This window comes from Sphingomonas plantiphila (genome assembly GCF_046000505.1).
In the GTDB taxonomy this organism is placed as follows: domain Bacteria; phylum Pseudomonadota; class Alphaproteobacteria; order Sphingomonadales; family Sphingomonadaceae; genus Sphingomonas; species Sphingomonas plantiphila.
On the sequence record NZ_JBELQC010000001.1, the window covers coordinates 2,269,241 to 2,291,256 of the forward strand.

General features: G+C 65.9%; 26 protein-coding genes. 12 read left to right on the forward strand and 14 right to left on the reverse strand.

The window, feature by feature from the left end; all coding sequences use genetic code 11:
* Positions 1–2: 2 nt before the first annotated feature.
* Positions 3–458: a hypothetical protein gene (locus ABS767_RS10825; protein WP_408078357.1), complete on the reverse strand. Its 456-nt coding sequence runs from the start codon at positions 456–458 to the stop codon at positions 3–5.
* 220 nt (positions 459–678) lie between these two features.
* On the opposite strand from ABS767_RS10825, the gene ruvC reads away from it, so the two are divergent.
* Entirely contained in the window at positions 679–1,173 is a 495-nt protein-coding gene (gene ruvC / locus ABS767_RS10830; protein ID WP_408078358.1) for a crossover junction endodeoxyribonuclease RuvC, read from the forward strand.
* A gap of 5 nt (positions 1,174–1,178) precedes the next feature.
* Here the strand turns inward: ruvC and ABS767_RS10835 are convergent, their stop codons facing one another.
* Positions 1,179–1,634 (reverse strand): hypothetical protein, encoded by a 456-nt coding sequence (locus ABS767_RS10835; RefSeq protein ID WP_408078359.1) that lies wholly within the window; start codon positions 1,632–1,634, stop codon positions 1,179–1,181.
* 111 nt (positions 1,635–1,745) lie between these two features.
* On the opposite strand from ABS767_RS10835, the gene ruvA reads away from it, so the two are divergent.
* From ruvA to ABS767_RS10855, 4 genes are read left to right on the forward strand one after another with little or no spacing between them, the layout of a single operon-like run.
* Positions 1,746–2,345 (forward strand): Holliday junction branch migration protein RuvA, encoded by a 600-nt coding sequence (gene ruvA, locus ABS767_RS10840; RefSeq protein ID WP_408078360.1) that lies wholly within the window; start codon positions 1,746–1,748, stop codon positions 2,343–2,345.
* Between the two features lie 17 nt (positions 2,346–2,362).
* Complete coding sequence (locus ABS767_RS10845) at positions 2,363–2,758, forward strand: hypothetical protein (RefSeq protein ID WP_408078361.1); 396 nt, start codon at positions 2,363–2,365, stop codon at positions 2,756–2,758.
* Positions 2,755–3,780, forward strand: a complete 1,026-nt coding sequence (gene ruvB, locus ABS767_RS10850; protein WP_408078362.1) for a Holliday junction branch migration DNA helicase RuvB — start codon at positions 2,755–2,757, stop codon at positions 3,778–3,780. Before ABS767_RS10845 ends, ruvB begins: the two co-directional genes overlap by 4 nt.
* Positions 3,770–5,119 (forward strand): tetratricopeptide repeat protein, encoded by a 1,350-nt coding sequence (locus tag ABS767_RS10855; RefSeq protein ID WP_408078363.1) that lies wholly within the window; start codon positions 3,770–3,772, stop codon positions 5,117–5,119. The genes ruvB and ABS767_RS10855 overlap by 11 nt, the downstream gene beginning before the upstream one ends.
* Before the next feature lie 33 nt (positions 5,120–5,152).
* Here the strand turns inward: ABS767_RS10855 and ABS767_RS10860 are convergent, their stop codons facing one another.
* The 4 genes from ABS767_RS10860 to ABS767_RS10875 form a co-directional block, all read right to left on the reverse strand.
* Entirely contained in the window at positions 5,153–6,034 is an 882-nt protein-coding gene (locus ABS767_RS10860) for an OmpA family protein (protein WP_408078364.1), read from the reverse strand.
* A gap of 148 nt (positions 6,035–6,182) precedes the next feature.
* Positions 6,183–7,163, reverse strand: a complete 981-nt coding sequence (locus ABS767_RS10865) for a helix-turn-helix domain-containing protein (protein WP_408078365.1) — start codon at positions 7,161–7,163, stop codon at positions 6,183–6,185.
* 104 nt (positions 7,164–7,267) lie between these two features.
* Complete coding sequence (locus ABS767_RS10870) at positions 7,268–7,636, reverse strand: hypothetical protein (protein ID WP_408078366.1); 369 nt, start codon at positions 7,634–7,636, stop codon at positions 7,268–7,270.
* 21 nt (positions 7,637–7,657) lie between these two features.
* Positions 7,658–8,428 carry an HNH endonuclease gene (locus tag ABS767_RS10875; RefSeq protein ID WP_408078367.1) on the reverse strand — a complete coding sequence of 257 codons (771 nt, stop codon included), beginning with the start codon at positions 8,426–8,428 and terminating at the stop codon, positions 7,658–7,660.
* Positions 8,429–8,456: 28 nt separating this feature from the next.
* Between ABS767_RS10875 and ABS767_RS10880 the strand changes: the two genes are divergently transcribed.
* Entirely contained in the window at positions 8,457–8,621 is a 165-nt protein-coding gene (locus tag ABS767_RS10880) for a hypothetical protein (protein WP_408078368.1), read from the forward strand.
* A 125-nt stretch (positions 8,622–8,746) separates the two neighbouring features.
* On the opposite strand, the gene ABS767_RS10885 is transcribed toward ABS767_RS10880, so the two are convergent.
* The 5 genes from ABS767_RS10885 to ABS767_RS10905 all read right to left on the reverse strand — a co-directional run bounded on the left by ABS767_RS10885 (position 8,747) and on the right by ABS767_RS10905 (position 12,228).
* Positions 8,747–9,067: an XRE family transcriptional regulator gene (locus ABS767_RS10885; RefSeq protein ID WP_408078369.1), complete on the reverse strand. Its 321-nt coding sequence runs from the start codon at positions 9,065–9,067 to the stop codon at positions 8,747–8,749.
* 1 nt (position 9,068) lies between these two features.
* Positions 9,069–9,431 carry a type II toxin-antitoxin system RelE/ParE family toxin gene (locus ABS767_RS10890; protein WP_408078370.1) on the reverse strand — a complete coding sequence of 121 codons (363 nt, stop codon included), beginning with the start codon at positions 9,429–9,431 and terminating at the stop codon, positions 9,069–9,071.
* A 128-nt stretch (positions 9,432–9,559) separates the two neighbouring features.
* On the reverse strand, positions 9,560–11,374 hold the full coding sequence (gene typA, locus ABS767_RS10895) for a translational GTPase TypA (protein ID WP_408078371.1): 1,815 nt from the start codon (positions 11,372–11,374) through the stop codon (positions 9,560–9,562).
* A gap of 73 nt (positions 11,375–11,447) precedes the next feature.
* On the reverse strand, positions 11,448–11,906 hold the full coding sequence (locus tag ABS767_RS10900) for a hypothetical protein (RefSeq protein ID WP_408078372.1): 459 nt from the start codon (positions 11,904–11,906) through the stop codon (positions 11,448–11,450).
* 154 nt (positions 11,907–12,060) lie between these two features.
* Entirely contained in the window at positions 12,061–12,228 is a 168-nt protein-coding gene (locus tag ABS767_RS10905) for a hypothetical protein (RefSeq protein ID WP_408078373.1), read from the reverse strand.
* Between the two features lie 156 nt (positions 12,229–12,384).
* On the opposite strand from ABS767_RS10905, the gene ABS767_RS10910 reads away from it, so the two are divergent.
* Together ABS767_RS10910 and ABS767_RS10915 are read left to right on the forward strand one after the other, a co-directional pair.
* Positions 12,385–13,593 carry a toxic anion resistance protein gene (locus ABS767_RS10910; protein ID WP_408078374.1) on the forward strand — a complete coding sequence of 403 codons (1,209 nt, stop codon included), beginning with the start codon at positions 12,385–12,387 and terminating at the stop codon, positions 13,591–13,593.
* Positions 13,594–13,599: 6 nt separating this feature from the next.
* On the forward strand, positions 13,600–14,310 hold the full coding sequence (locus tag ABS767_RS10915) for a hypothetical protein (RefSeq protein ID WP_408078375.1): 711 nt from the start codon (positions 13,600–13,602) through the stop codon (positions 14,308–14,310).
* 6 nt (positions 14,311–14,316) lie between these two features.
* Here the strand turns inward: ABS767_RS10915 and ABS767_RS10920 are convergent, their stop codons facing one another.
* Genes ABS767_RS10920 through ubiA form a run of 3 tightly spaced genes read right to left on the reverse strand, consistent with a single transcriptional unit; the run spans position 14,317 to position 17,387 of the window.
* Positions 14,317–15,099 (reverse strand): inositol monophosphatase family protein, encoded by a 783-nt coding sequence (locus ABS767_RS10920; RefSeq protein ID WP_408078376.1) that lies wholly within the window; start codon positions 15,097–15,099, stop codon positions 14,317–14,319.
* Positions 15,092–16,438 carry a TldD/PmbA family protein gene (locus ABS767_RS10925; RefSeq protein WP_408078377.1) on the reverse strand — a complete coding sequence of 449 codons (1,347 nt, stop codon included), beginning with the start codon at positions 16,436–16,438 and terminating at the stop codon, positions 15,092–15,094. Before ABS767_RS10925 ends, ABS767_RS10920 begins: the two co-directional genes overlap by 8 nt.
* 31 nt (positions 16,439–16,469) lie before the next feature.
* Positions 16,470–17,387: a 4-hydroxybenzoate octaprenyltransferase gene (gene ubiA / locus ABS767_RS10930; RefSeq protein ID WP_408078378.1), complete on the reverse strand. Its 918-nt coding sequence runs from the start codon at positions 17,385–17,387 to the stop codon at positions 16,470–16,472.
* Between the two features lie 123 nt (positions 17,388–17,510).
* Here ubiA and ABS767_RS10935 point away from each other — a divergent pair, with 123 nt between their 5' ends.
* The 4 genes from ABS767_RS10935 (at position 17,511) to ABS767_RS10950 (ending at position 21,871) form a co-directional block, all read left to right on the forward strand.
* Positions 17,511–18,587, forward strand: coding sequence for an oxidoreductase (locus ABS767_RS10935; RefSeq protein WP_408078379.1), 1,077 nt, complete (start codon positions 17,511–17,513; stop codon positions 18,585–18,587).
* Entirely contained in the window at positions 18,584–19,327 is a 744-nt protein-coding gene (locus tag ABS767_RS10940; RefSeq protein WP_408078380.1) for a 16S rRNA (uracil(1498)-N(3))-methyltransferase, read from the forward strand. Before ABS767_RS10935 ends, ABS767_RS10940 begins: the two co-directional genes overlap by 4 nt.
* A 243-nt stretch (positions 19,328–19,570) precedes the next feature.
* On the forward strand, positions 19,571–19,816 hold the full coding sequence (locus tag ABS767_RS10945; protein WP_408078381.1) for a hypothetical protein: 246 nt from the start codon (positions 19,571–19,573) through the stop codon (positions 19,814–19,816).
* A 3-nt stretch (positions 19,817–19,819) separates the two neighbouring features.
* The gene (locus tag ABS767_RS10950) at positions 19,820–21,871 is read left to right on the forward strand and encodes a putative bifunctional diguanylate cyclase/phosphodiesterase (RefSeq protein ID WP_408078382.1); all 2,052 of its coding nucleotides are present in this window, start codon (positions 19,820–19,822) and stop codon (positions 21,869–21,871) included.
* Positions 21,872–22,016: the final 145 nt, after the last annotated feature.

A 22,016-nucleotide genomic window follows, 5' to 3' on the forward strand; every position in this document is an offset into this window, starting at 1 on the left:
CGCTATGTCGCCCGATCGTCGACCGAGTCTTTGCCCAGCAGCGTCCGCACCCGCCATGCGTCGGCGGCCCAGTTCGTGCCCTGCGCGAATGATATCGGCGCAACCTTGGGTGCGTTGTCGAGCCAGGGGAACAGCTCGCGCTCCTCGCGGTCCATCCGGTCCTCGAGTTCGGCAGTCCGCAGCCGCACGGCGACCGCATAGGCACGCCAGTCGCGCACGACGGTATCGGGCGGGAAGCGCTTGGTGTGTGCGGCAAAGCGCGCGTAATCGACCGTGGTGGATGTATCGAACCGTTCTGCAGCTGCGCGCGCCTCAGGATCGGCATGCAGCCGCAGGCGGGGATAGATCATCCGGTCCTTGAGCGTAAGGGTGCGCAGCAGGGCGCGGGTGAAGCGCCAGCGGGCGTCGTTTAGCTCCTCGACCCCGGGCGCGTCGAATTGCCGGGCAAGTGTTGCCATCTCCACGTTACATGCGCGCAGACGGCGATGTTCGGCGAAAAACTGATCGAGATTGGACACTTACGAACCCGCTTTCATGCTCCGACTATGATCCGGCCGCGCCGACCGGCGAACCGGGGGGAAGGCTGGTGCCACCCGCTGGACTATTTTAGGGGAGTTACGTGGATACAGGTCATCTTCTAGGTAATCTTGCTCATCGCTGCCGTAACGATCGCGGCGCATGATCCTGCTCGGCCTCGATCCCGGCCTCGGCACCACCGGCTGGGGACTGATCCGCGCGAACGGAAACCGCCTGTCGCATCTCGGCAACGGCCAACTCAAGACCGACGCCCGCGCGCCGTTGCCCGCGCGGCTCGCGCATCTCGATGCGATGCTCGCCGCGCTGGTTTCCGATCATGCCCCCGAAGCGGCGGCTGTCGAGGAAGTGTTCGTCAACGCCAATCCGCAATCGACGCTGAAGCTGGGGCAGGCGCGCGGTGTGGTCATCTGCGCCGTCGCGCGCAGCGGGATCGACGTCGGCGAATACGCCCCCCGTCTGGTCAAGAAATCGGTGGTCGGGACCGGTACCGCCGAAAAGGCGCAGGTCCACGCGATGGTCGGGCGTCTGCTTCCGGGCGCGAAGATCGCGGGTGAGGACGCCGCCGATGCGCTCGCTGTGGCGATCTGTCATGCCCATCATCTGGCGAGCGCGCAGGGCCGTGCGCGGTTGCGATAGGCGCGTCAGGCGGCGCGCGCGACCGCTCGGGCCGGGTCGTCGGCGTCGTTGGCGGGCGGGCGCGGGCGCTGGACACGGGGGGTCCGCCGCGCTGCACGCGGCGCGGGCCGGGAAAGGCGTAGCGACAGCCACACCTTCACGCCGCGGAGCCGCATCGACCCCGCCGTCACGATCCCGACCATGATCGCATCGACTGCGGCGGTGAACTCGACGCTCGCCGCCAGCGCCATCAATTCGGGCGCGTACATGCTGGCGAGCCGCAGACCTTCTTCCTCCATGATCCAGAACAGCAGGCCAGCGAACAGCGCCGACAGGCCGAGGACGATGGCCTGGCCGCGCGTGAACCGGTTGAGCCAGCGCGCCGGGTTGACGACCAGCACCACATTCAGGGTCCTCCCGGTACCGGTCCCACGGGCAAGCAACAGCGCCGCCCAGATCAAGAGTGTCGCGATGGCCAGCATGAGATCGTCCCCCCAAATTCCCGCGTCGAAATGGGGATCCGTTGCCGCTTGCCAAGGGATGACGCGCCTTTTCGCTTTCATCTCGCGGCTCGTTCCGCTTATGTCCCGGCGATGATCGCGCATCTGAACGGCCATCTCGCCACCACCGGCATCGACCATGCGGTGATCGACGTGAACGGCGTCGGCTATCTCGTCGGTGCCTCGGCCAGGACGCTGGCGGCGCTCGGCGCGCTCGGCGAGTTCGTCACGGTGCACACCGAGATGCTGGTGTCGGAGGATTCGATCCGCCTGATGGGGTTTGCCAGCGCCGAGGAACGTGACTGGTTCCGACTGCTCACCGGCGTGCAGGGGGTGGGGGCCAAGGTCGCACTCGCCATCCTCTCGATCCTCTCACCCGCCGAGGTCCAGACGGCGATCGCCCGCGCCGACGCCGCGATGGTCGCGCGCGCCAACGGCGTGGGTCCGAAACTGGCGCAGCGCATCGTCAACGAACTCAAGGACAAGGCGGGCGGGGTGGCGATCGGCGGCGGCGGGGCAGGGGCGGCGCCTCCGGTCGGCAGCGCGGCGAACGACGCGGTCTCGGCGTTGCTCAACCTCGGATTCAAGCCGGCGGAGGCGAGCAACGCGGTGAATGCGGCCAGCGATGAACTGGGGGCAGGGGCGACGCTGGACGCGCTGGTGCGGCTGGCCTTGCGGAAGGCAGCGAAGTGATGCGGCTTGCGGTGCTAATGGCCGCGGCCCTGATTGGCACTGCCAACTTGGCCAGCGCATGTTTGACCCGGGAATTCGAGGATCACGTCTTTCTTGGCGAACGCCCCGATGTAAGCCTGCCTGCCGGTTTGATGGCGTTGCGGGTTGAGGTCCTCGATGCTGCGCAATTCGAAAAGCGCGGATATGTGGACCGCGCGGTGGTGGTTGTACTCGAAAGCAAAGCCGGTCTCATCGCTGGGCAAAGGCTCCATCTGAATGCGGTTATCGCCTCTAGCTGCAGTCGGTGGGGCAAGGTCGATGGTCCGGCCTATGTGATCGGAAAGCTGGTTTCGGGGCCTTCTGGTCCCGTGTTTCAGGCGGCGTCCTATCGGTATGATCAAGTGATCAGCCGCCTGCGGGGAAGCGTGCAATGACCGACCCCGATCGCATCCTCACCGCATCCCGCCGCCCGGAGGATGTCGACGCGGCGCTGCGCCCCAAATCGCTCGACGAGTTCGTCGGTCAGCGTGCCGCCCGCGAGAACCTTCGCGTGTTTATCGAGGCGGCGCGCAGTCGCGGCGATGCGCTCGACCACGTTCTCTTCTTCGGTCCGCCCGGCCTCGGCAAGACGACGCTCGCGCAGATCATCGCCAAGGAAATGGGCGTGGGCTTCCGCGCCACCTCCGGCCCCGTCATCGCCAAGTCGGGCGATCTCGCGGCGTTGCTCACCAATCTCGAGGACGGCGACGTCCTGTTCATCGACGAGATTCATCGCCTCAATCCGGCGGTCGAAGAAGTCCTGTACCCCGCGATGGAGGATCGCGCGCTCGACCTGATGATCGGGGAGGGGCCGTCGGCGCGCAGTGTCCGCATCGATTTGCCGCGCTTCACGCTGGTCGGCGCGACGACACGACAAGGGCTGCTCACGACGCCGCTGCGCGACCGTTTCGGCATTCCGGTCCGACTGCAATTCTATACCGTTGACGAGCTCACGCGCGTCGTCACCCGGGCCGCCGGGCTGCTGGACCTTGCGATCGCCGAGGATGGCGCGGCGGAGATCGCGCGCCGCTCGCGCGGTACGCCGCGCATCGCCGGCCGCTTGCTGCGCCGCGTGCGCGATTTCGCCAATGTCGCGGGGGAGCCGGTCGTGCATGCCCGCGCCGCCGACGCGGCGCTCAACCGGCTCGAAGTCGACGCGCTCGGTCTCGACGCGATGGACCGCCGCTACCTCACCATGATCGCCGACATCTATCGCGGCGGCCCGGTCGGGGTGGAAACGCTCGCCGCGGGCCTCAGCGAGCCGCGCGATACGATCGAGGAGGTGATCGAGCCCTATCTCATTCAGATCGGCATGATCGCCCGCACCGCGCGCGGTCGCTGCCTCAATGCGGCGGGGTGGAAGCATCTCGGCCTCAATCCGCCCGCGGGCGCGCAGGAGGGGCTGTTTGACACCTAATCCCCGCGACGAAGCCCGCGCCGCGCTTGCCGAGGCGATGAGTCAGCATGAATCGGGAAATCTCGAAGGCGCCGAACTCGGTTACCGCCATGTTCTCGCCCGGAACTATCGCACGACCGATGTGCTGCCGTTGCTCGCCGGGCTGCTCGGTCGCCTGTCGCGCGGGGAGGAGGCGCTCGCCGCGTGGGACCAGCTTCTCGCGATCGAGCCGATGCACGCGGTCGCACTGCACGAACGGGGGCTGACGCTTCACTGGCTCGGGCGCACCGAGGAGGCGATCGCCAGCCTGGACCGTGCCTGTGCGATCGATCCCGATAATGCCGTGGCGCTCGGCAATCTCGGCGTCGTGCTGGCCGACGCCGGCCGCAACCTGGACGCGATCCGCACCTTCCGCCGTGCGCTGGCGCTCCAGCCCGACAATCTCCATCTGCGCCATCAGGTGCGGCGGCTCGGCTCGGCATCGGTGCCGTTCTGGCACATCCCGATGATGAACGACGCGCCGCGGAACGATGCGTTCGAAGCGGCGATCCGGGCCGCGGTCGCTACCGCCGGTCCCGACGCGCGCGTGCTCGATATCGGCGCGGGCAGCGGGCTGTTGTCGCTGATGGCCGCCCGCGCGGGGGCGCAACGCGTCGTGGCGTGCGAGATGGAACCGATGATCGCCGAGATGGCGCAGCGCATCGTCGCCCAAAACGGCTATGCCGATCGCATCACGGTCCACGCCAAGCCCTCGACCGCGCTGTCGGTCGGTGCTGAACTCGATGCCCCGGCCGACATCCTCGTTTCGGAAATCCTCTCCAGCGACCTGCTGACCGAAAAGGTGCTCGACACGTTCGAGGATGCCCATCGACGCCTGCTCGCGCCCGATGCGCTGGTGATCCCGCGTGCCGCCAGCGCGATGGGCTGCCTGGTCGCGAGCGATACGCTCGCCGACTATGCCTTTATCGGCCAGGTCTCCGGCTTCGACCTGTCGCCATTTACCGATTTCGCGCCCCAGCGTTTGCCCATCCACGGCACGATGACGCAGTGGCAGCGGCTGTCGGATGATATCGAACTCGTCCGCCTGGACCTCACGCGCACCAAGCATGACGGTGGGCTGACCCGCCTCGAGATTCCGGTCACGGCCAGCGGGCGCGCGATCGGCATCGTCCAGTGGATGCACATCGATCTGTGGCCGGGCGTCGCGTTCGACAACCATCCCGATCGCTACAGCGATGGCGGCTGGCTGCAGATCCTGCACAGCTTCCCGCAGCCGATCGACGTCAGCGCGGGCGATACGCTCGCAATCGCCGCCGGGCACGACCGGATCACGCTGATCCTCTTGCCGCTGCCCCGCTAGCGTGGCGCCGGGGCTGTCCCCGGCGCCGGTCGCTCACAGCCCCTCGACGGCCTTGCTGACGAGGATGTTGACCGCCACCCGACGGTTCTGCGCCTTGCCCTCGGGCGTGCTGTTGTCCGCGAGCGGATCCGCCTCGGCCATGCCGGTCGGGGTCAGCATGCGATAGGGCTTCCACCCGCACGCCTGCTGCAGGTGATTGACCACCCGCGCCGCGCGCTTCTCGCTCAGCGTCTGGTTCAGCTCCTCGCTGCCGGTCGAGTCGGTGTATCCGACGACGAGCAACAGCGCATTGTCCATCGACTGCGCCTGCGCTGCGGCGCTGCACAGATCCGCCTTGGCCTGTGCGGTCAGCACCGCCTTGCCGGTGTCGAAGTTCACGTTGGTGGTGCCCTTGACGTTATACTGGTCGATATCGCCCATCCGGCCCTTCAGCGCCTCGGTCGCCGCGGTCTGCTGGGCAAAGCGCTGGTCGGTGCCGTTGTAGATCATCGACGCGGTCTTCAAATCCTTGGTCGCGACCTTCACCTCGCTCGCCACCAGCCCGCCGCCGAACTGGCGCGTCTTCATCGTCACCGGCAGGCCGTTCAGCAGCTGGTTCGACGCCAGCTTGCTGCGGCTGAGCCCCAGGAAGCCGCCGCTCGCGCGAATCTCGGTCGCGTCGGTCACCGCCACCAGCGTCGGCGTGCCGTCGGCGGTCGTCACCTGGATCTGGTCGCCCTGCCGCGCGGAGATCATTCCCGCGACCTCGGGCCCGGCGGGCAGCTGATCCAGCGGGGGGATCGCCGTGCTCTGGATCGTCACCTGCTCGGCGTCATAGCCGTCGCTGCGGTCCTGCGCCGCCAGTGCCGCCGGGGCCGCCGCCCCCAGCATCGAAACCAGCATCACCGCATGGGAAGTCTTCGAAATGGGACGCATACGCTACTCCTTCATTCACGTGTCTGCCCCCGGGGTGTTCAGCCCAACCTTGCGCGCGGATGAACCGATCGCAGGACCCCCGCGATTCCGGGGGCGGTGCGAGCGGATCGCGCGACGGGCCGTGCGTGTCGTTCAGCTGGCGTAGCGCTCACCCGGTGCGCTTGCGGACCCGTTTGCGCGGCGCCGGGTCCGCGAGTCCGTCCGCGGCACTCCCCGCATCGCTCGCCGCGACGGGCACCCATTCGGTGACCTCCGAACCGATCCGCTCCCACGGGTCCTCGCCCGGCACGAACGGCTTCCATTCCTCTAGCATCACCGGAGGCTCCAGCGCACCGCGCCAGTCCAGTCCCGACGGATCGGCCTCGACATAGTCGGTCGCGGGATCGCCCGCCTCGGCCTCGCGCCGCGCCGTCCCGCCGTTATCGATCGCCGCGTCCAGCGCCCGCTTGCGCGCCGCGCACGCCGCCAGCGCCGCGCCGATCTCCGCCTGCGCTTGCGGGTCCAGCGTCACTCCGGCAAAGCCCTCGATCCGCTCCGCCGCTTCCTCGATCCGCGCCGCCGATACGCCGCCGCCGCCCTCGGTCAGCGTGGTGCGCACCGTCGTCGTCGCTGCCTCGGCCACCGCTCCCGCAGCGTCCCGGCCATCGCCGCCGGCCCCGGCCCCGGCCCCGGCTCCGGCACTCGCACGGGTCGAGAAATAGTTGATCGTCGTGCGCTTGCCGTTCGCGTCCTGCCCGTAATGGCGCAGGCAGAACATCAGCAGTGCGTCGTTGCGCTTGCGGCGATAGCCCATCAGCCGCCCGCCGACGAACACCGGGATCAGTTCGCCGTCGATCGCGCGCTCGAACGCGATGTCCTTCAGCCGCTGAACCCCGAAATCGAGCGCAGCCTCCCACGCCGCGCGAAAGCTCTCCGCCCCCGGCGCCCGCCGCAGCGTATAGCAATTGGCCTGCGCCATGTTGACCTGCCTGGCCGCGCGACTGACCGAGCCGGTATCCGCCAGCGCCTCGATAAACGCCCGCTGCCGCTCGGGCGTCCACCCGTCATGCCGGTTGCACTTGCGCGGCACCGGCGTGAACGCGGGCAGGGGCGAACGATCCTCCGCCTTCACCGGAACCCGTTTCTGCATGTCTGCCTCCCTGAATGTGCTCAACCGATTAGGGTGTAGGCAGAATGGGGGCTTGTAGGAAAGGGATTTTGTTGCCAGTTTGTTCCACTTGTGCCTAGCCTGTCCTATGTGTAAGCGCCGAGGCAAAAGTGCGGGGAAAGCGAGCCCTTCCACTCGGATACGGCCAAGAGTCGTGCAGTGAAATCGGTAGCGTTGCCCCAAAGAGGGGTATCTGGCTCAATCGTATCCGTCACAGCAACTTCAACAAACTCATGCCAGCAATGGTCAGCGAGTGTAGGCCCATTACTGAATTCATACAGCGCGCTATATAGTGGGGGTATATCCAGTTGCTCTGCAACGAAGAACTCACTTTCTTCAAGCCGCATTAGCGCTGCCTCCCAGCACTCTGAAGGCACCACGCCCGTCAAGGCGACCGTGCCGTTTGCCTTGTAATTGTTTGCGTCGCGATAGCGGTAGTGGAACAACGTCATCATCTGCTGTTCTCCATTCGCAGTTCAAGGAAGAAAGCGCTCGTTATGAGCGGTAAGGAACGCCGGATCAGGGGTTAAGTGGGTGGGTGTTCGCAGTTTTCTCCCTTCGTATGGCCCGAAATAGGCGCGAGTATCGGACGTCGCCCCCTTGGTAAGCTGGCTGGAGAGTCGGATTGTGAAATCCGGCAACACGGTGAGCAATAGCTTATCAAAGGCAAGGTCGAAGGTGGCGGAGAGGCATAAGCCGTTCCGGGGATTGTGACGGTTAAAAGCATCGTCCTTCCACGGAGAGATGTGGCTCGCCACCAACAAGCGAGGTTCCTCGATTCCCGTCACGGCGCATGTATTCTCGAAATTTGCTAGAACAGCTCGGCGAAAGAATGTTTGTCCGACACGCCGCTCGATTTCGGTCCGAACTGTCGTCGCGCCCTCAGGGGGCTCATATCGGAAGCTAACCTGAGCGTCGCGTACCTTGCTGTCATCCAGACCCCCGCCTGATTCGTGAGACGCGGACTCAACGATTAGCTTCGTCCAATCCGCGTTGAACTCATTCCAGACTTGCCGATCTAGCGCGCTCGCTCCGGCCAGACCCTTCCGACCGCTTTCAACGATCTTGGGATCGAGACTGGCGAAGTTGGCCAGCTTCATCGCCACTGAAGAAGGCGTTCTGCTTAACGATGCTGCCAGCGCAATAATCTCCGAATTTTTCCGGTGCAGTTGCCCGAAGGGTAGCTGGAAATATAGGAACAGAGCGCGCTTGGTTTCAGCCTCCGTCCACCGAGCAGTTGTTGCCATTCCTCCACCCCCAACGCTCATCGTCGCTGTGGCAGCATATCGCTATGAGAAAACGGAACAAGATGGAAACAAGCTAAACTATCAATTCCGTCTCACCGTCGGAAAGGCTCTGCAGATGAGCGCGAACATTATCGATCTCTGGGTCGAAGTCTTCCCAAAGGGCATCGTCGGGACAGTGATCGAGAAAATATGAGGAGATGCCATCGATCAGTGCAGTCAAGGCAATGGCTCGGGCCTTCATTGGATCGCGTCCTCGGTTCTTTGCCGTCTGTCAAACAGCAAGCATTCGTCTGTTCTGGCGTTGCTACTCTCCGCAGGTCAGGCGTTCAAATCCCCCACACCCGTCAGATGCATCACACCCTTGCCGGGCAGTTCGACTCGCAACTCCAGCTTCCCGCCCGCCGCCTCCACAAATCGACGCAGCGTCGACAGATACAGGTCCGTCTGCTTCTCGATCTTATGCACCGACGGCTGCTTGATGTTGAGCAGCGTCGCCATTTCCTCCTGACTGCGCTCGGCCAACTGGCGCAGCGCCTTCAGGCCCTCGACCTCGGCGATCAGTTCGGCCGACCGTGCCTCGACCTTGCGCCGCCGCGCTTCGGGCAGCGCCGCCATCATCTCGTCGAGCTTACGCGCCATCTTACGTCTCCTTCGCGGCCAATGCCGCCAAATGATCGTCGAACCTCTTGTCGGCGGTCGCGATCAGCACCTTGTAGAACCGCTTCTGAGCCACGCCGGACTTGTCGCCGGCGACCAGCAGGATCGCCTGACGCTCGGGATCGAACGCAAAGGCGACACGCCAAATCCCGTCTGCCGCCTTGAACCGCAACTCCTTCATATTCGCGTGCCGCGAGCCGGAAAGCGTATCGGCATGCGGGCGACCGAGTTGCGGGCCGTAGGTCGCCAAAAGCTGCATCATCGCCAGCAGTTCGTCCTGCACCGCTTCGGGCAAGGCGTCATACTCAGGATCAAACGCATCGTGAGTGGCGATCGTCCATGTCATGTGGTCATATAGCCATGAAGCTATAATTTGTCCATAGCCTTAAGGCTATGTTGTTGGATGGCGATAAAATATAGAAAAGCGCCGGAGTTCCCCCCGGCGCCTTCCCATTCAACCTAACCTAAAACCCCTCAAGCCGCCTTGGCGCGGCTCGCGCGCTTGCGCTCGTGCGGATCGAGGAAGCGCTTGCGCAGGCGGATGGTCTTGGGGGTCACCTCGACCATCTCGTCATCGTCGATATAGGCGATCGCCTGCTCCAGCGTCATCTTTTTCGGCGGGGTCAGGCGGATCGCGTCGTCCTTGCCCGACGATCGGATGTTGGTCAGCTGCTTCGCCTTCATCGGATTGACCTCAAGGTCGTCCGGCTTGGCGTTCTCGCCGATGATCATGCCCTCGTACAGCGCCTCGCCATGCCCGACGAACAGAATGCCGCGCTCCTCCAGGCTGTTGAGCGAATAGGCGTTCGCCTCGCCGGTGCCGTTCGAAATGAGCACACCGTTCTTGCGGCCCTCGATCACGCCCTTGTGCGGCCCGTATTTCTCGAACAGCCGGTTCATGATGCCGGTGCCGCGCGTGTCGGACAGGAATTCGCCGTGATAGCCGATCATGCCGCGGCTCGGCGCGCTGAAGGTGATGCGCGTCTTGCCGCCGCCCGAGGGGCGCATGTCGGTCATCTCGGCCTTCCGCAGGTTCATCTTCTCGACCACCGCGCCCGAATGCTCGTCGTCGACGTCGATGATGACGGTCTCGTACGGCTCCATCTTCTGGCCGTCCTCTTCCTGCAGCAGCACGCGCGGGCGGCTGATGCCGAGCTCGAAGCCCTCGCGGCGCATCGTCTCGATCAGCACGCCCAGCTGAAGCTCGCCGCGGCCGGCGACTTCGAAGCTGTCCTTGTCGGCGGCTTCGGTCACCTTGATCGCGACGTTCGATTCGGCTTCGCGCAGCAGGCGGTCGCGGATCATGCGGCTCGTCACCTTGCTGCCCTCGCGCCCCGCCATCGGCGAATCGTTGACGGCAAAGCGCATCGACAGCGTCGGCGGATCGATCGGCTGCGCCTGGATCGCTTCGCTCACGCTGGTGTCGGCGATGGTGTTCGACACGGTCGCGACCGCCAGGCCGGCGAGGCTGATGATGTCGCCCGCCTGCGCTTCGTCGACCGGCACGCGATCGAGCCCGCGGAACGCCATGATCTTCGACGCGCGCCCGGTTTCGATGACGTTGCCGTCCATGTCGAGCGCGTGGATCGCCTGGTTTGCGCGCACCTTGCCGCTGGTGACGCGGCCGGTGAGCACGCGACCGAGGAAGTTGTCGCGGTCGAGCAGCGTGACGAGGAAGGTGAAGGGCGCGTCGACGTCGAGCGCGGGGGGCGGGACGTGATCGACGATTTTCTGGAACAGCGGCTCCAGCGTGCCCTCGCGCAGGCTCGGGTCTTCGTTGGCATAGCCATTGCGGCCCGAGGCGTAGAGGACCGGAAAATCGAGCTGTTCGTCGGTCGCGTCGAGCGACACGAACAGGTCGAACACCTCGTCGAGCACTTCCTGAATGCGCTCGTCAGGGCGGTCGATCTTGTTGACCACCACGATCGGACGCAGGCCGAGCTTGAGCGCCTTGCCGGTCACGAACTTGGTCTGCGGCATCGCGCCTTCGGAGCTGTCGACCAGCAGGATGACGCCGTCGACCATCGACAGGATGCGCTCCACCTCGCCGCCGAAATCGGCGTGGCCGGGCGTATCGACGATGTTGATCCGCGTGCCGTTCCACTCGACCGACGTCGGCTTGGCGAGGATCGTGATCCCACGCTCCTTTTCCAAGTCATTGGAATCCATGGCTCTTTCTTCAACGCGCTGGTTGTCGCGGAAGGTGCCGGATTGACGGAAGAGCTGGTCGACGAGCGTGGTTTTGCCGTGGTCGACGTGGGCGATGATCGCCACGTTGCGGAGGTTCATGTCGGTTCCTGGATGCCGCGGAAGCGCGGGTCGCGGGCGCCCTTAGCGGAAATTGTGCGGCGCGGGAAGGGCTTCAGTCCGTCCGGCGGGGGCGCCACCTCTCGACGATATCGACGCGAACGTCCTTCAGCACGAGGCTGCGGCCTTCGATCGCGAAGTCGATCAGCGCATCGCCGCCGCTGGGACAACAATTGGCGTCCTTGTCGCGCCACAGCTTGCTGCTCGCCCCCAGACCCTCGAAGTCGTAATCGACTCCCTTCCAGATGCCGAACCCCTTGGGCAGTCTGGTGGGCAGCGCATCGCGCCAGCTTTCCAGTGTCTTCACCATCGCGCGCACGCCGCTCGCCTGCGCCAGCGCCTTGTCGAGCTCGGCGATGTGGTCGCGAAACCGCTCGGCCAGTTCATTGTCGGAAAGCGGCTTGCCGACATAGTCGCGCGCCTCCGCGATCTCGCGCAGCGCTTTGGCCTGCCGCGCGCGCCGCGTTGCGGTGCGGTTGTCCGTCGCCAGCACGGCGGCGAATTTGTGGGCCATCTCGGCACGAAGGGGCGCGAGGGCAGGGGTGTCGCACACGCGCCGGGAATAGCTGTCGAGGCATCGGGCCGGGCCGGGGTCGGCTTGCGTTGCGACCTGTCCGGCCGAGAGCGATGAACCCGGCGCTGCCGCAAGAATGGCGACTGCGAACAGTCTAACGCGCATGTCCCTCCGTCGTGGAGGGGGCGTCACTCGCAGGCTGGGCCTTCAGGCGATAGACCTTGCCCAGATCGACCAGCGCCGGATGCGCCTCGGCGGCCGAAGCCACCGGCACCCACACCGCGATCGAACCGGCGATCATCATCCTGAGCCTGCGTTCCATGAACTCCTCCGTACCGCCCGAATATTAACAGCCTGCGACACCCGAACCCCTGATAATCCCAGTCAGTTGCACGACGATACAAGTGTATTATATTCGCGATACACTTGAAGGCCGCGCGGTTCCCGTTCATCTAGGGCGGAACCGCTGGAGGATGCGATGGCGACCGAGACTGCGACTGCCGAGAAGACCGACGACCTGGTGCTGACCGCGCCCGAGCCGCTCAAGGAGCGCCCGGCCGAGAAAATGGCGGGGCTCGTCCCCGTCGACGAAGGCAAGAAGGGTGAACTGGTCACCCGGGTCGAATCGTTCATCGACGACCTCGTCGCCCAGGACGTGAACTCGCCCGAATTCGGCAAGCGCGTCGATGCGATCACTGCGATGGGATCGAAGGAAATCCGCGATGCGGCGGGCCAGTCCAACCGCTTCCTCGACCGCCCGGTGCGGGCGATGGACAAGGACGTCGGCGTCGGCAAGGATCTGGCCGAACTGCGGCGCGTGGTCGAAGACCTCGATCCCGGCAAGCGTGGCGACCTTACCCAGCGCAAGAAGCTGTTCGGAATCATCCCGTTCGGGAACAAGCTGCGCAATTATTTCGACAGCTACAAATCGAGCCAGGGCCACATCGCCGCGATCCTGAAGAGCCTGCAGTCGGGCAAGGACGAGCTGTTGATGGACAACGCCGCGATCGACGTGGAGCGGCAGAACCTGTGGGCTGCGATGGGGCGGCTCGAGCAGATGATCTACATCTCGAAGGAGATGGACCAGCGGTTGGAGGACAAGGCCAACGAACTCGACCACACCGATCCGGCCAAGGCCAAGGCGATCCGCGAGACCGCTTTGTTCTACACGCGCCAGCGCACGCAGGACCTGCTGACCCAGATGGCCGTGACGGTTCAGGGCTATCTTGCGCTCGATCTGGTCAAGAAGAACAATGTCGAGCTGGTGAAGGGTGTCGATCGTGCCAGCACCACCACCGTCGGCGCACTGCGCACAGCGGTGACGGTGGCACAGGCGCTGACCGCCCAGCGGCTGGTGCTCGACCAGATTACCGCGCTAAACACCACCACCGCCAACATCATCGATTCGACCGGCAAGCTGCTCAAGGACAATACCGGCCGGATCCACGAGCAGGCGGCATCGGCGACGATTCCCATCGAAACGCTCCAGCGCGCGTTCCAGAATATCTACGATACGATGGATGCGATCGACACCTTCAAGGTGAAGGCGCTCGACAATATGAAGACCACGGTGAACGTCCTGTCGAACGAGGTGGACAAGTCCAAGGGCTATATCGCTCGGGCAGAGGGCGCTGCGCAGAACCAGGTTTCGGGCACGAACGATCAGTTCAAGCTGGAGGCGCTGTAAGCCGCGATGCCGACCGAGATCGACCGCCAGATCGACCGCGCGAGCGAAGTGCTCAACCGTTCGCGGGAGCGCTACACCAACCTGACCGCGCGCGCCAAGAAACGGCGCGATGCCGAGATTCTGGGCCGGGTCGGCCGGATTGCGGCGGCGGCAGGAGCGATCGTCGTCGGCGCGATGGTGCTTGGCTGGTTCATCCCGCTGGGCATGGGCGGAGCGTTGCTGGTGATGGCGGCGCTGATCGCGGTGACGCTGTTCTTCGGCATGATGCCGACCAGCCGCGAGGTGACGCCGGAGAAGTTCGGTGGGGTGTCGCTGGCGACGCTTCCGCTGCAGACCGAGGAGTGGCTCGACCGCCAGCGTCCGAACCTGCCCGGCGCGGCGATGCCGCTGGTCGATACGATCGGGGTGAAGCTGGAAACGCTGGCGGGCCAACTACGGACGCTCGACGAGGGCGAGCCTGCGGCCGCCGAAGTCCGCAAGCTGGTCGGCGAGCAATTGCCGGAGCTGATCAAGGGCTATCAGCGCGTGCCCGACAATCTGCGCGGAGTGGACCGGTTCGGCCAGTCGCCCGACAAGCAGCTCGTGGAAGGACTGTCGCTGATCGATCAGGAGATTGCCCAGATGTCAGCGCAGCTGGCGCAGGGCGACCTGGATGCGCTGGCGACGCGCGGCCGGTATCTCCAGATTCGCTATCGCGGCGACGACGCGGTCGAATAATCGGCGTCAGGGCTTACCCAACGCCTCGACGGCGCGAGGGCGGAGGCGGTCGGCGGCAGCGGCGTGGATTCCCGGCGCGCTGGCCAGCAGACCGAAGCTCTCACCGCGCGGCGTATTGAACCGTATCTTCTTGCCCAACGCGTCTGTCACGGTCGCACCCGCTTCGCGCGCGATCAGCACGGCGGCGGCGATGTCCCAGTCGGCGCCCCAGCGAAACGTGGCGAGCAGGTCGGCCTCGCCTGCGGCGACCATCGCCATGCGCAATGCGATCGAGTTGGGCTTGGGGACCATGACCAGGTCCTGGTCTACCCTGGGCAAGTCGTCGGCGGGCACGCGCGCGCCGGGCAGGTCGGCGCGGCCCGACGCCGCGATCTGTTCGCCGTCGCGCGTGGCCCCCGCATCGCGGACCCCGATCCAGTGCTCGCCCCGCGCGGGGGCGTCGAGAACGCCGATCACCGGCTGTCCATCCTCGACCAGCGCGACGGAGACCGCCCAGCCGGGCCGACCGCGCAGATAATCGCGCGTGCCGTCGATCGGATCGACCACCCAGACCCGGCGATGCGACAGGCGGGCGAGATCGTCGGCGGTCTCTTCGGACAGCCAGCCGGCGTCGGGGAGCAAAGCGGAGAGTCGCTCGCGCAGCAATTCGTCGACCGCGAGATCGACTTCGCAGACGAAATTGTTCGGGGATTTCTCCCATTTGCGCACATCGGTGCCGAACCTGGCGTGCGCCAGCCGTCCCGCCTCGGCGGCGACCGCGCTGACCGCCCGGACGAGCCCGTCAGCCACTGGCCACCGTCATTCCGTCGATCCGCAGGGTGGGGACGTTGATGCCGTAGCGCAGTTCGAGATCGTTGGCGGGGACCAGCGCGCGGAACATCGCCTGAAGCGTTCCAGCGATGGTGAATTCGCTGATCGGCCGGGTGATCTCGCCGCGTTCGATCAGGAATCCCGCAGCGCCGCGGCTATAGTCGCCGGTGACGAGGTTCACGCCCTGGCCCGACAGTTCGGTGACGTAGACGCCATAGTCGATATCGCCGATCAGCGTTTCGACGGGCAGCTTGCCATTCTGCATATAGAGGTTGCTCGGCCCGACCGAGGGCGCCCCGCCGATACCGCGCACCGCGTGCCCGGTGGGTTCGAGGCCAAGCTGACGCGCCGATGCGCTGTCGAGCAGCCAGGTTTCGAGCATGCCGTCCTCGATCAGCGCGATCGGCGAGACGGGCAGTCCCTCGCCGTCGAACGGCCGCGAACGCAGCCCGTGCGGACGGTGTGGATCGTCGAGGATGGAGATGCCGGGGGCAAACAGCTGGGTCCCCATAGCGTCGAGCAGGAAGCTGGTCTTGCGAGTGATCGCGCTGCCCGAGATCGCGCCGCTCAGATGACCGAGCAGGCCGTTGCCGACGCGCGGGTCGAATACGACCGGCATCGCGCCACTGCGGACCCGACCGGCGCCCACCCGCGCGACCGTGCGCTCGCCGGCGCGGCGGCCGATGTCCTCGGGAGAATCGAGATGACGCGCATGGCGCGCACTGTGATAGGCGTAGTCGCGCTCCATTGCGCCGGTTTCGCCGGCCAAAACGCTGGCGGAAACGCTGTGGTTCGAGGTGCCATAGGCGCCGGTGAATCCATGACTGGTGGCGAGCGCCCACACGCTGCGGCTCGCGCTCGCGCTCCCGCCCTCGCTGTTGGTGACGCCGGCAACGGCGCGCGCGGCGTCCTCGACGGCGAGCGCGGTGGCGCGCAGCGCCACCGGATCGCCCAGCGCGCCGTCGTCCAGGTCGAGTTGCGGGACCGCGCCGTGCAGCAGGCGTTCGGCCGGGGCCAGGCCGGCCCATTCGTCCTCGGGCGCCTCGCGCGCCATCGCCACCGCGCGTTCGGCCAGCGTGTCGAGCGCCGCCGGGGTGAAATCGGTGGTCGAAATGCTGGCGGAACGGGTCCCGCAGAAGACGCGCAGCCCCAGCTCGGCATGCTCGGCCCGATCGACATCCTCGAGCGCGCCGAGCCGGACCGAAACCGATAGCGATTCCCCCGCAGAGAGCATGGCGTCAGCGGCATCGGCGCCGGCACGGGTGGCGCGGGCGATGGCGTCGTGGACGCGGGTCTGGGCTTCGTCTGGGGTTAGCATCGCGGCGATCTAGGTATTCGGGGGGCGAAGGTCAAAAGGCGGTGGTCCCCACGACGAAGCAGGCGGCGAACATCAGCAGCCCGGCATTGCGGTTCGAGCGGAAGCGGTGAAGCGCGTTGGCGCCATCGGCGGGGACCAGCGTCGCCACCTGCCAGGCGAGATGCAGCGCCATCGGAGCGAGCGCGGCGAGGACCAGTGGATCGGGCCGCACCTGCCACAGGGCGGCGGCCCATAGCGCGAGCGCGAGTATGTAGAAACCGGCCACTCCCGGACGAACGCGACTCCCCAGGCGCCGCGCGGCGGAGCGGACGCCGACCAGCGCATCATCCTCGACATCCTGCAGCGCGTAGATCGTGTCGTACCCGATCACCCAAGCGATGCAGCCGGCATAGAGCAGCAGGGCAGGGGTGGGGAGCTCACGCGCGATCGCTACCCAGCCGACCAGCGCCGCCCAGGAGAAGACGAGACCCAGCCACGCCTGCGGCCACCAGGTGATCCGCTTCATGAACGGATAGGCGGCGACGAGTGCGAGGCTGGCGAGCGCGACGACTGCGGCGAAGGGGTTGAGCTGGAGCAGGACGACCAGCCCGATCAGGCAGAGCGCGAGCAGCCAGATCCACGCGGCCTTCAAGCTCACCGCGCCGCTGGCGAGCGGGCGGCTGCGGGTGCGCGCGACCTGCCGGTCGAGATCGCGGTCGACGATGTCGTTATAGACACATCCAGCGCCGCGCATCGCGACCGCGCCGAGCAGGAACCACAGGATCATGTCCCACCGCTCGATCGCGCCGCCGGACAGCGCGATCGCCCAGGCGCCGGGCCAGAACAGCAGCCACCATCCGATCGGCCGGTCGAACCGTGCGAGCAGTGCGTAAGGGCGCGCGGCGGCGGGCAGCAGCGCCATCAGGCCGCGATGCTGGGTATCCGGCACGGTCTGCGCGGGATCAGGCATGACGATTCTGACAAAAAATGCGGTGTCGCGTGTGAAGGTGTAAGGTTGAAGGAGAAGCTGAAAGCATGGCTTCGTGCTGCCACAGGCCGGGGTCTGTAGGACAGTCTTTTCTCGGGAGTTTGCATGGTTCGGGTCGGTCTGGTCGGGTTCGGGTTCGCATCGCGCACCTTTCATGCGCCGCTGATCGGCGCGGTGGAGGGGATGAAGATCGTTGCGGTCGCATCGAGCGATCCGGCGAAGGTCGCGTGTACCCTTCCTGGCGTGGCAGTGGTGGCGAGTCATGACGCTCTGATCGCACGCGACGATCTCGACCTGATCGTCATCGCCTCGCCCAACGAAACACATGCGCCGATCGCTTCGGCAGCGCTGACGGCGGGCAAGCATGTTGTGATCGACAAGCCGTTCACGGTGACGCTCGACGAAGCGCGCGGTCTGATCGCCCAGGCCGAGAATGCGGGGCGGCTGTTGAGCGTGTTCCACAACCGGCGCTGGGACAGCGATTTCCTGTCGGTCTCGCGGGCGATCCGCGACGGGCTGGTGGGCGAGGTGGCGCAGTTCGAATCGCATTTCGACCGGTTTCGACCGGAGGTGCGCGACCGGTGGCGCGAGCGCGTGGTGCCGGGCGGCGGGATCTGGTTCGATCTGGGGCCACATCTGGTGGATCAGGCCTTGTGCCTGTTCGGTCTGCCCGATTGGGTGCAGGGCGATCTGGCGATTCAGCGCGCGGGTGGGCAGGCGGACGATTGGGCGCAGGTCGTGCTGGGCTATGGCGCGATGCGCGTGGTGCTGCACGCGTCGATGCTGGTGGCGGGCGGATCGGCCCGGTTTACGGTGCACGGCCAGCGTGGATCGCTGATCAAGGCGCGGATCGATCAGCAGGAGGCGCAGTTGCTCGCGGGGATGGTGCCCGGCAGCACGGGCTGGGGCTTGGATGACGACGCGCTGACGCTGTTCGACGGTGCGGGCGAGAAGCGGATCGCGGCCGAGCGGGGCGACCAGCGGCGCTATTATGCGGGAATTGGCGATGCGATCCGGGGAGAGGGTGCCAATCCGGTCCCGGCGATCGAGGGGTTGGCGGCGATGGCGGTGATCGATGCCGCACAGCGATCGTCGCAGCACGGCGTACGCGTCGAACCGGCGCTGAGCGACAGCGAGCGGCTTGCCTATGCCGCGGCGCGCGGGCAGGGGGCGGCGCGATGATCGCCACCCCCGCCTGGCCCCCGCAATCGACTCCGCGCCTGTTCGTCGAAAAGGAACTGACGCAGGGCGAGCATCGCCGCATCGACGGGCAGCAGGGTCATTATCTCGCCAGCGTAATGCGGTTGAAGGTCGGCGATCCGGTCAAGCTGTTCGACGATTCGACAGGCGAATGGCTGGGCGTCGCGACCGAGGTGCGCAAGCGAGATGTGACGCTGGAAATCCGTGAGCGGCTGCGCGAGCGCGAGGCGGTCCCCGACCTGTGGCTGTGCGCCGCGCCGATCAAGAAGGGGCGGATCGACTGGGTGGTCGAAAAGGCGTGCGAGCTGGGCGTCGCGCGCGTCGCGCCGGTGCTGACGCGCCGCGCGGTGGTGGACAAGCTCAACCTCGAGCGGCTGCGTGCACACATGATCGAGGCGGCCGAGCAATGCGGGCGTACCGCGCTGCCCGAGCTAGCCGAGCCGGTGAAACTGGCGGCGCTGCTGCGCGACTGGCCGACAGAGCGCGCGCTGTTCTTTGCCGACGAAACCGGGGGCATCCCCGCTCTGGAGGCAATGCGGGCGCATCCCGGGGCGGCGGCGATCCTGATCGGACCGGAGGGCGGCTTCGACGCCGAGGAGCGCGAGGCTATCCGTGCCGTGTCCGCTGCAGTGGGAATTTCGCTCGGGCCGCGAATTCTGCGCGCGGAAACCGCAGCTGCGGCCGCGGTCAGCTTGTGGATGGGCGCGGCAGGGGATTGGTAAGCGCCTGAGCGCGGTCACGCGGCCTGAGGCAAATGTAGTAATGCGCCCTCTGCTTCACCGCCCCGCGCAACGGCAGGGGGCGTCCGCCAGCCGGACAACGCGCCTATAATGATGGATCAGGGCACTTCGACCCGAGCCGGCCGCACGTGCACAGGCGACGGTGCATCTGGTTGTTGATCACGGGCGCGGGCTTCGATGTACCAGTTTTCACTCTTCGACATCGCAAATCCCCGGTCGCGTTTCTTGGCGCTCGTTGCGCTTCCGGCCATCTGCCTGGCTGCCGCGCTGATAGGATTCGGCCTGTGGAGCCTATGGATCACCGCGGAGAAAAGCGATGCGGCGATCCGCGACAGGCAAGTTCGCGAGGTCCGCCTCGCGATTGGAACGACGCTCGACGAACTCGCGCAGAGCCAGTCGGGAATCGCCATTTGGGACCCGGTCTACGCCGAAGCGAGGAAGCGCAAACCCGACCTCGACTGGTTCGACTAGAATGTGGGTACGTGGCTGAACTACGTCTTCAACCACGAAGTGGACATCATCCTGGATGGCCAGGATCGTGCGGTCTACGCAATGAAGGAGGGCGTCCGGGTCGACCCGAAAACCCTGGCGCAAGTCCAGAAAGATGTCGCCCCGCTGATCGCCGAGGTGCGCGGGAAGGTCCGCACTGCCGCCAATCCGCACGAGCGTCTTCCGAACCGCAAGCTTCACCCGCAGAGCACCGTCAGGACGTCGCCTAACGCAGTGCATGCGACCGATCTGGTGAACATCGACGGTCGATTGGCGGCAGCGAGCGTCATGCGCATGATCCCGGATTCCTACTATGCCAGCGAGGCCCCCGGGACCGAGCCACTGCTCATCAGCGTCCGCTATCTGAATACCAGCCTGATGAACCGGCTTCAGCGCGAGCGCGGGATCGTCGATGCGCGCGTGACCAAGCTACCCCCAAAAGAAACTCCCGATGCGTACAGCGTCGCGCTGTCTTCCTGGCACGGCAAGCCGATCGGGTATTTCACATGGCGTCCCGAGATGCCGGGCAAGGGCATTCTGCGCTCTGTGCTGCTTCACGGGGGAGCGGCGATCGCCGCGCTGCTCGGTCTGCTTGCCGTGCTGATCGGCAGTGTCGGCCGGCTTATGTCGCGGGATGCGAAATCGATCGCGTGTCTCGAAGACGCGCGCCTCGAGCTGCAGGCATCCGAAGCCCAGGCGCTGTATCTCGCCAACCATGACGCATTGACCGGGCTCCCGAACCGAGCGTCGTTCAGCAGGTTCGTCGATGAAGCGATCGGCGCGGCGCGATCGGACGCCCTGCTCGCCGTGATGCTGATCGACCTCGACCGGTTCAAGCAGGTCAATGACACGCTGGGGCATCTGGCGGGCGACAAGCTGATTCAGGCGGTGGCGGCCCGGCTCGTGCGCTGCATCGGCGACCATGACGTCGTCGCGCGGCTTGGCGGCGACGAATTTGCAATCTGCCTCCCCGAACGCCGCGCGTGCGATGACCTCGCTGTCGCTGCGAACGCGATTCTCGACGAATTGCGAAAGCCGTTCGAGATCATGGGCTCGATCGTCCATGTGGGCGGCAGCATCGGGATCGCGATGTCCCCCGACCATGGCGTCGAGAGGACCGAGCTGCTGAGAAAGGCCGATATCGCGATGTACAAGGCGAAGGAGGACGGTCGCAACGACTATCGCTTCTTCACAGGCGAAATGGACGAGAGCATCGCCCGCCGCCATGTCATCGAAGACGAGCTGAGAGCGGCGTTGCGATCGGGCGAGGGCCTGTTTCTGGAGTACCAGCCCAAGCTCGACGCCACCGGACGACGCATCTCCGGGCTGGAGGCGCTTGTGAGGTGGCAGCATCCCACCCGCGGCAGGCTCACGCCCGAAGCGTTCATCCCCGTCGCCGAGGAATGCGGGCTCATCGATGGGCTGGCCGAGTGGGTGCTTACCGAAGCCTGTAGCGTAGCGCGCCACTGGCCTGCGCTGTCGATGGCGGTCAACATCTCCCCGGTTCAGTTTCGCACCGCCGGTGTGGCCGATACGATCCGATCGACCGTGCTGGCAGCCGGCGTCAAGCCCGAGCAGATCGAGCTGGAGGTTACCGAGAGCATCCTTGTCGAAGACGATGAGGTCGTTAAAGCCGCGCTGGAGGACCTGCGTGCCTCTGGCTTCAGGATCGCGCTCGATGATTTCGGCACCGGCTATTCCAGCTTGAGCTACCTCAAGAAATTCAAGGTCGACCGGATCAAAATCGACAAAAGCTTCGTCAAGCGGCTTGGGCACGATCCCGAGGCCATCGCCATCGTGCAGGCGGTGGTTGCTCTGGGCCATGCAATGGCTCTTTCCGTCACCGCGGAGGGCGTGGAGACGGAGGAGCAGGAGAGCTTGCTTCAGGTTGCCGGGTGCAATGAGCTTCAGGGCTTCTTGTTCTCCAAGGCGCTGAGCGAACGGGACCTGTACGCCTTCTGCCGCGAGCATCGCGGGCTGTTCGATGATACGGAGCTGGGGGCCAGGGCTAGGCCGCAGCTTCGCTTTGGCACGTGACCGGGGCGCGCCCAGCGCAGCGATCGGCTGACTGGACGGCGCAAGTACGCGCGACGTGCGATCGTTCTTGACTGCGATTTACGGATTTCCCATCCCGATCCGGGTGATTTATCCCCCCTTTCGCAGATCGTTTCGCGCGCCTACA